7 protein-coding genes and 1 pseudogene are annotated in these 8,236 nt (G+C 48.1%); 5 read left to right on the top strand and 3 right to left on the bottom strand.

The genetic code is table 11. From position 1 onward, the window contains the following. Positions 1–603 precede the first annotated feature (603 nt). The 5 genes and pseudogenes from C4B57_05125 to C4B57_05105 all read left to right on the top strand — a co-directional run bounded on the left by C4B57_05125 (position 604) and on the right by C4B57_05105 (position 4,976). Positions 604–1,240, top strand: a pseudogene (locus C4B57_05125) (IS630 family transposase). Positions 1,241–1,612: 372 nt separating this feature from the next. Continuing rightward, positions 1,613–2,695, top strand: coding sequence for a hypothetical protein (locus C4B57_05120; protein ID PXF54986.1), 1,083 nt, complete (start codon positions 1,613–1,615; stop codon positions 2,693–2,695). Between the two features lie 40 nt (positions 2,696–2,735). Further along, positions 2,736–3,110, top strand: coding sequence for a hypothetical protein (locus C4B57_05115; GenBank protein PXF55014.1), 375 nt, complete (start codon positions 2,736–2,738; stop codon positions 3,108–3,110). 242 nt (positions 3,111–3,352) lie between these two features. Continuing rightward, positions 3,353–3,826, top strand: coding sequence for a response regulator (locus C4B57_05110; GenBank protein PXF55013.1), 474 nt, complete (start codon positions 3,353–3,355; stop codon positions 3,824–3,826). Then, positions 3,816–4,976 carry a hypothetical protein gene (locus C4B57_05105; GenBank protein ID PXF54985.1) on the top strand — a complete coding sequence of 387 codons (1,161 nt, stop codon included), beginning with the start codon at positions 3,816–3,818 and terminating at the stop codon, positions 4,974–4,976. The genes C4B57_05110 and C4B57_05105 overlap by 11 nt, the downstream gene beginning before the upstream one ends. 162 nt (positions 4,977–5,138) lie before the next feature. Here the strand turns inward: C4B57_05105 and C4B57_05100 are convergent, their stop codons facing one another. From C4B57_05100 to C4B57_05090, 3 genes are read right to left on the bottom strand one after another with little or no spacing between them, the layout of a single operon-like run. Next, on the bottom strand, positions 5,139–5,468 hold the full coding sequence (locus tag C4B57_05100) for a hypothetical protein (protein ID PXF54984.1): 330 nt from the start codon (positions 5,466–5,468) through the stop codon (positions 5,139–5,141). A 59-nt stretch (positions 5,469–5,527) separates the two neighbouring features. After that, the gene (locus C4B57_05095; protein PXF54983.1) at positions 5,528–6,298 is read right to left on the bottom strand and encodes a hypothetical protein; all 771 of its coding nucleotides are present in this window, start codon (positions 6,296–6,298) and stop codon (positions 5,528–5,530) included. Positions 6,299–6,322: 24 nt separating this feature from the next. After that, the gene (locus C4B57_05090) at positions 6,323–8,161 is read right to left on the bottom strand and encodes a hypothetical protein (GenBank protein PXF54982.1); all 1,839 of its coding nucleotides are present in this window, start codon (positions 8,159–8,161) and stop codon (positions 6,323–6,325) included. Between the last annotated feature and the right edge of the window lie 75 nt (positions 8,162–8,236).

The following is an 8,236-nucleotide window of genomic DNA, read 5'->3' as shown; positions in this document are numbered from 1 at the left end:
GGGGTGGAATAAGGCTCTTATGACAATGAATCTCAATAATCAGCATTTCCAGAAAGTCCAGAGGGGCATAAGGCCAAAATTTGGCCGAATCGAAATCTTCGGCTGATATGATTTACGGGACACGCTCTTTTGTGACCCAGCAGTGGGGGATCGCATGATCCTCAAGAAAGTGGGCAAGGATCTGGTTGTGGTAACCGTGGAGCTCAAAGTGGGCAAAGATCAAATATTCCCGACCATGCCAAGTGAGCTGCAGGAACTTGCCCTTAATTTCCAGGAGATCCTGTTCCTGACCTGGAGCTGAATAGAAAAGGATTACAGTGGGAATCACCTTCTGTGTCCTTCAAGGCAGGACAACTTTTCCATCTGTTTCTACCATCTATTTATATTATATAATGCCTGCACTTTTCGATATCAAGCATTCTTGTTAAGGGCAACCAACCACTGCCTGATGCTGTGCCATAGCCTGCATTACGTGACAGCCTCCTTAGAGATCATCGAAGCTCTTGAAAAGCGAAGGAGCCAATAGACCATTGTCACGTCAACCTTGAAATGTCGTAATATGGTGTGATATAATTCTTTATAGTCAACCAGGGAGGCTTGAGTATGAAGAAATTCACAGTGACATTGACCAAGGATGAACGGGATGAGTTGGAAAGGATAGCTTCCAAAGGTAAGCATAAGTCACAAAAGGTTATCAACGCCTTGATTTTGCTTGGCTGTGATGAAGGAAGGCACCAAGAAAAGCGATCAACCAATGAAGAAATATCCAGAGTGCTAAAAACAAGCATGAGGAAAATTGACCGCGTCAAAAAGCGTTTTGTTGTAGATGGGCTTGACATAGCCCTTAATGGCAAAAAAGGAAGTCGTGTATATACCAAAAAGGCGGATGGTGATTTTGAAGCTCATCTGGTCGCCTTGAGCTGCGGTGAGCCGCCGGAAGGTTTCTCCAGGTGGACCTTGCGGTTACTGGCTGATAAAGTGGTTGAACTTGATTACATCGACAGCATATCCCATGAAACGGTCCGCCGCATTTTAAAAAAAATGAACTTAAGCCTTGGCAACGCAAAGGCCGGGTAATACCGCCGGAACAAAATGGCAACTTTGTTGCGAACATGGAAATGGTGCTGGATATCTATAAGCGTCCTTTCGACCCACAACATCCTGCTGTATGCATGGATGAGTCCCCAAAACAGTTGATTGGGAAAACGAAACTCCGGTACCGGCATCTCCAGGACAGCCGGAACTGTTCAAAGAAATATCCCCTTTCCGTGAACGGTTGCCATCCGCGCCCTGCCGCAGGAGCGGCTTGCCTTTTGCAGGGTTTCGATCGCGGGCCGGATTGCACTGCCTCTCCGGTCTGCGATGAGTGAGCTTTGAAACCCGGAAAAAGGTAACCGCTTCAAGGCAGGATATAACGGGTTCATAAGAATACTTACATATGAAGGGTGCCAAATCGGCATATTTATGCCGTAGAGTTTTGAGGCTAAATAGTTTTTGACATTTTTCTGCCTATCTGCTACTAATTTAAAAAAACCAGGTAATCACCTGTAAGGGCCTTGTATGGGATCTGGGTAATCGGCAGCTGGATGGATGACAAAAAGGTGAAGAAGGGATGAGGCCACATAAGATCGCACTGCACGGCCAAATCGAGCCGGACCTGTTTCCAGAGTTTGTCGTGGTAAGCGAGCACATGTATTCGGTGATCAGAACCGTGCAAAAGATTGCCCGGTTTGACGCCAATGTTTTGATTTCCGGTGAGTCCGGAACCGGCAAGGAGCTTGTGGCACGTATTATTCATCAAAAAAGCAGCCGGAGGAATAGACCTTTTGTGCCGGTAAACTGCGGTATTCTTTCAGGAGGTTTGTTTGAAAGTAAGCTCTTCGGCCATGAAAAGGGGGCCTTCACAGGTGCTGTTAGGCAAACCAGGGGGAGATTTGAACAGGCCCACAACGGAACCCTCTTTCTAGATGAAGTCTCGGAGATTTCGTTGCCTAATCAGGTGAACTTTCTGCGTGTGCTGGAAGATGGTTGTTTTTGTCGAATCGGAGGAGAGATCCCCATCAGGGTGGATGTCCGTATCATTGCGGCGACCAACAAGGATCTGGCAACTGAAGTCAAGGCGGGGCGCTTTAGAAGGGATCTCTACTATCGCCTAAAAGTGATCCCTATCAACCTTCTTCCCTTAAGGAAACGGAAGGTAGCGATTCCTCATCTGGTGAATAATTTCCTGGAAAGATTTGCCAAGCTATATAAAAAACCCAAGGCATCTGTTTCTCCCGATGCCATGGAATGCTTGATGTCTTTCGATTGGCCGGGAAATATCAGACACCTTAAAAATGTAGTGGAAAGAATGTTTCTGATGGCCCAGGGACCGCTAATCACTGTTAATGATTTTCCAGAGGATATTATGGACGTAGTCGCCTTTGACTCCGGAGAGGAGGGCTCCGGGCAAGAAACTCATGATCCAATAGCGTCATCTTTCGATTTTGCAGCCCATGGCCCTGTTGAACCATTACGAAAGGCGCGCCAAAGGCTGGAAAAAACCATCATTATGAGGGCATTAGAGATGACGAGCGGACAGAGGGCCAGGGCGGCTGAACTTCTTGAGATTAAACCCCGCACACTTCGCCAAAAGATGAGCGACTACAGCATTAAATTCCGGAAGACTGGAAAAGGAGGCCGGGCAAAATTATAAGTCCGGCAAATAGGAGCAATTTTTGATCAAAAGGCCAGAGATAAAACCCAAGCTTTTGCTGGTTGATGATGAAGAAATGTTCTTGGAATTTCTCTCCAGGCGCCTGATAAACTACCAGTACGATGTGACAACTTGCTTGAGCGGTGAAAAAGCCCTTGAAATGACCAGGGATTACGATTTTGATGTGGTCATACTGGATGTACTTATGCCTGGTATGGATGGGATCGAGACCCTGCGGGAAATCAAGAAGATAAAACCGCTTATCGAGGTAATCATGCTAACCGGCCATGCGTCCAGGGAATCAGGCATAGAAGGAATAAAGCTCGGCGCCCATGATTATCTGAGCAAACCCTGTAATACTGAAGACCTGATCGCAAAAATCAACGATGCCTATGACAGAAAGATCAAACACTAAAAACGCATCGGCACAATAAACGAGCGTTTATAAAAATACGATATTATAACTATACCTGCATTATGCCCTCTCAGCCTTGTGAGGCCGGCAGATATTAATCTTGGGTTGGCAATTTTCTTGACATTATCCTGAGAAAATAATAAAGGTCTTCGAATAGATATATGTTTTGGCATGAATGTATTTAGGGACTTGCAACTTATTTTAAGGAGCGATCTATGAATGAGCAATCAACCAATCGAATTATTCGAGTTCTGCTGGTGGACGATGAAGCGACTTTGCTCGAATACCTGTCCAAGCGTCTTCTCAGGCAGGGCTATGCGGTGAAGGTTTCTTTTTCCGGAGAGGAAGCTATAGAGGCGGCAAAACAAGAGCATTTTGATGTAGCGGTTGTCGATTTAAAAATGCCCGGGATAGACGGAGTGGAGACGCAAAGGAGGCTTAGAGAGATCCAGCCATTCCTGCAATGCATCGTATTGACCGGCCATGGCTCCATAGAGAGCGCTTTGGAAAGTGGTCACGAGGAAGCCTTTCAGTATCTGCTCAAGCCTGTTGACTACGACAACCTTGTGACCGTCATTAAAGAAGCGTACGAGAAGAAAGTCAAGTTACAGGAAGAGAAATTCCAGGAACAACTGGATGAGCTTCGCCATCGTGGGATGGGACCACGCGGGATGAAAAAAGCCATTGCTGAGTTGCGGAAAATCTATGGATTCTAATAAGTCGCTGGAGGCTGAACTTAAAAGGGTCAAGCAGGATCTGGCCAGCTATAAAATAGAGCTACATCAAACCAGGGGCTACCTCCAGTGTATCTTGCAAAACTCCCAAGACATGATCTTTGCCACAGAAACAAGCGGAATGCTGGTTTCTTTTAGCAGAGGTGGTGAAAAGTTGTTGGGTTACTCCCCGGCAGAACTAATAGGTACCTACATCAAGGATCTGGCCGAAGACCCTGAATCATTTGAGCGGTTCTTTATCTCTTCCCAGGATGAGGGCCCTACAGTGCAACTCGACATTCCCTTCCGTCACAAGAAAGGAGACACAGTCCTTTGCAATGTTTCTCTGATAAACCTGATGAACAGGGAAGGCCAAAGGGTGGGCACGGTCGGAGTCTGCAGGGACATCACCATGTGGAAGAAGATACAGGAAGACCTGGTGCAGGTAGACAGGTTAGCAGAGATAGGGAGGATAGCATCCGGGGTCGCCCACGAGATCAACAATCCTTTAGCGATTATTGCTGAGGCTTCTGGATGGGCCGGCATGGTAATCAGCGATGCTAAGGGCCTGAATCCAGAGGACCGGAAAGAACTGGAAAAGGCCATCAAGGAGATCAGTCACCAGACCGGGCGATGTCGCAGCATAACTCATGAATTATTGGACTTCGCCCGCGGTTCAGCCCCGGCATTAACCGAATTTGATATCCACGACATCCTCAGGGAAAGCATTAATTTTCTCAGGCCCGAACTCAAACACACGTCCATAGAAGTCGACACCCAGTTTATACCGGGTCCCTTACCCATCAAGTCTGATCCAAAGTTGTTGGAGCAGGTTTTTGTAAACTTCATTACCAACGCCATTCATGCCATCCGTAGTAAGGGGAACGACAAAGGATGCATCCGGATAAAAACCCTTACAACCGACTCAGATGTGGAAATAAGCTTTGAAGACAATGGAGTAGGCATCACAGAGGAAAACCAAAAAAAAATTTTTCAGCTGTTTTTTTCCACCAAGGCCCCGGGGAAAGGGACAGGCCTTGGTCTCCCGATCAGTCAGAATATCATCAAAAAATTGGGCGGGACTATCACCCTTGACAGCAAGCCCGGAGTCGGTACCAACTTTACCGTGCGACTTCCGCTCTCTCAGGTCTGATTCCGCTGAATACCCCATCTGCCGTATTGCTTCAAATTTCCTTTTACCTGCTTTTTTACATTTAGCTTCATGCCTTAACCGTTCCATCTGCAAATCCCATCCATATATCGGCAGTTGGGATTTTTTCTGCACCGGAAAGGGCCTGAAAAGATCTTCAGGCACCTATGCCGGCAGGTGAACAGATACCGTCGTTCCTTTTCCGGCCTCTGACTCGATGGAGATCCTGCCGTCATGTTCGCGAATGATTTTTTGCGCGACCAGAAGGCCGAGGCCTATGCCATGCCCTGCTTTTGTAGTAAAAAATCTTTCAAAGAGATGCGCCTTTATCTCGTCTGTCATCCCGCATCCGTTGTCAGTGACTTCAATAAGTGTGGTCTTGCCGGAGTCGGCCGTCTTTTCTATCCTGGTCGTAACCGTGACTTCCCATTTCTTTGAGGTATCTGCATCATAGATGCATGCGTCAATGGCGTTTGAGACCAGGTGCGCCAGCATCCGATGTATACCGTCCCGCTCAACCAGGGCCTCGGGGAGGTCTGGGGCCAGGGCCTTATTCAGCTTGACCCGGTGAGATCACCGGCATGTCTCTCGAAGCTCCTCACTACCTCGGAGACGATCTCATTGATCCCATACGGCGCTCGTTGAGGTTTCTTCTGTCTCGCATATCTCAATAGATCCAGGACGAGATCCGAGACCCTCTCCAGGTTGCGCTGGAACATGGCCCAGCCCTCCTCTATCAGATCGGGTTTTTCCTTGGCTATGCCTGAGTGGACCATATACATGCCGCCTCCCATACCGGTCGAGATATTCTTTATACAATGGGCCAGGCTGGCTACGGTTTCCCCGATGGAGGCAAGGCGCTCAGCTTTTATCATCTCGTCCTGGGCCTTTTCGAGTTCCTGCTTATACTGTTCCGCTTTCAGCTCCAGGTTTTCGGTATAATCCTGCAGTTGTTCGCTCATAGCCACCTTTTTCTTGGCCCTTTCCAGCGAAACCATGAGGACTTCATCCCGGAGCGGTTTTGCGATGAAATCCGAGGCCCCATACTTGAGTGCATTGATGGCTGTGTCCATATCACCGTGGCCTGTGATCACGATGACTTCCACCTGGCTGTCCATTTCCTTGATCTTTCTCAGCACCTCTATTCCATCCATTCCGGGCATCTTGATGTCGGTCAGGACAAGCTTTGGGTGTTGTTTCTCAAAAATTTCCAGGGCCTTTTCGCCGTTATCGGCGGTCAGCACTTCATACCCTTCACTGGATAGATAGAGATCCAGCATCTTCAGAATGGGCCGTTCGTCGTCAATAACCAACACTTTCGTCATTCTGATGTCTCCTCTTCTTGCTCTTTACGAGCCCATCTTTTCTTTATAGGCCGGAAAACAGACCTTGAATGTCGTACCTACATCCTGGGTCGATTCCACGTCAATACGGCCCTTGAAATCTCTTACGAGACCATAGGTAATGGACAGCCCCAAGCCGGTCCCCTTTCCTGTGGCTTTTGTCGTAAAAAAAGGCTCAAAGATCTTCTTACGGATTTGTTCCGGAATGCCCTTACCCGTGTCAGAGACCTCAGCCACGACCCAATCTCCTTCCGGATAAGTGGTAATTGTGATCTCCTTGGCCTCTTCCGGCCTCCTTTCTTGTATCGCGGCCCTGGCATTGGTCGCCAGGTTAATAAATATCTGCTCCAGCCGGTTCCTGCCGGCCATAATCTTGGGGATGGCCTTGTCCAGCTTCAGATTGACCTTTATGCCCCGCAGCCTGAACTGCTCGCCCATGATAGTAAACACATTTTTGATTGGTTCGTTAATGTCAACAGGATAGACCTTGAACTCGCTCTTTCGGCCAAATTCCCGCAGATGATTAATGATATTCGCGGCCCTTTCCACCTGCTCGCTGATGTTACTGCTCACCATCAACAACTGTTCGTCTGAGATCTTCTGGCCGCGCCGTATCATCTTGGCAACAAAATCGGCCCCCATCCGCATCACATTCAAGGGCTGATTGAGCTCATGAGCCATACCGGTCGCCATTTCACCAAGGGTTGCCATTTTGCCGGCCTGAATCAATTGGGCCTGCCTCTCAAGGCCGAGAGTAATATCCACGGTTCTGACAATCAGGGAAAGACCGGTTGATCCACGTTCTCTTTCAGAGAACTTCCCTACACTGGCATGAAGATCAATGTAGAAATGACTGCCGTCTTTCCTCTTGGCCTGCAGCTTGGGTACAAACACGTAATCACCCTCTTTGGCAAGGCAGCCAAGCTTCTTGCTGAGCCGCTCGGCGTCGTCCGCATCCAACAAATCGAAGAAAGACATCTTTATCAACTCTCCGCGGTCATATTTATACGACTTGGCGGCCGCCCTGTTCAAGTCAAGTATCCTGGCCGAATCCATTTCGACCATGAACAGGGAGTTTGGATCGTAGTTGAACAGAATACGATACTTCTCTTCACTTTTTTTGACCTCCACCTCCGCGCGCTTTCTCTCCTCTATTTCATGCCTCAGTTGATCAACTGCTGCCGTCAGCTCGGCAGTGCGCTCCTTGACACGCAATTCCATCTCATCGTGAGCCCTTCGCAGCGCCTGCTGTTCTTGCTTGCGCGAGGTGATATTTCGTAAGATGTGGATACTGCCTGCCTGGTTCCCGTCCCGATCCAAATAGACGGCTGTGCTTATACTGACGTCAATGACGTTTCCTCCTTTGGTATATCGACGGCTTTCAACAGCAGAGAGACTCTCTCCTGCCAGTACCTTATCAATCATCATTTGGGTCTCGGGCCAGTTCTCATCCGGGACATAGTTCAGTCTCTTGCCCTTAAGCTCCTCTGATATCCACCCGAAAATTCGCGTGAATGCCGAGTTTATATAGGTAACCTTACCCTTTGTATCGTAAACAACAACAGGATCAGGACACGCATCCAGAACAGTGCGATATCTCTCCTCGGTTTCCCTGAGCTCCGCCTCTATCCGCTCCACCTCGGCAACCCTTTGTTCTTCAATCTCGAAAAGATCCCAAAAGAGTCTTGCAGTAATATGGTCCATTAACCGGACGTGGTCCGGCTTGGTTCGGGAGATCTTAACGGCCATTTCGTCAAGACCCGTAAGCTCGATGATCATGTCTAGATCTTTGAGCGGTAGTGTAAAATATCTTGTGTGAATTTTGAATGGGTAGAAAAAAGGCACTTTTCCTTGTAAGAGTTATCATCAACAAAAAATCAAACCGAAAGGAGAAGTGCCATGAACGTAGAAATCAGTGTA

Source organism: Deltaproteobacteria bacterium (assembly GCA_003194485.1).
Classification (GTDB): domain Bacteria; phylum Desulfobacterota; class Dissulfuribacteria; order Dissulfuribacterales; family UBA3076; genus UBA3076.
This window is presented reverse-complemented; position numbering and strand designations above follow the sequence as displayed.

Coding starts and splice junctions, on each gene's coding strand:
- C4B57_05120 (PXF54986.1), top strand. CDS start 1,613: ATGAGGCCACATAAGATCGCACTGCACGGCCAAATCGAGCCGGACCTG.
- C4B57_05105 (PXF54985.1), top strand. CDS start 3,816: ATGGATTCTAATAAGTCGCTGGAGGCTGAACTTAAAAGGGTCAAGCAG.
- C4B57_05100 (PXF54984.1), bottom strand. CDS start 5,468: ATGCTGGCGCACCTGGTCTCAAACGCCATTGACGCATGCATCTATGAT.
- C4B57_05095 (PXF54983.1), bottom strand. CDS start 6,298: ATGACGAAAGTGTTGGTTATTGACGACGAACGGCCCATTCTGAAGATG.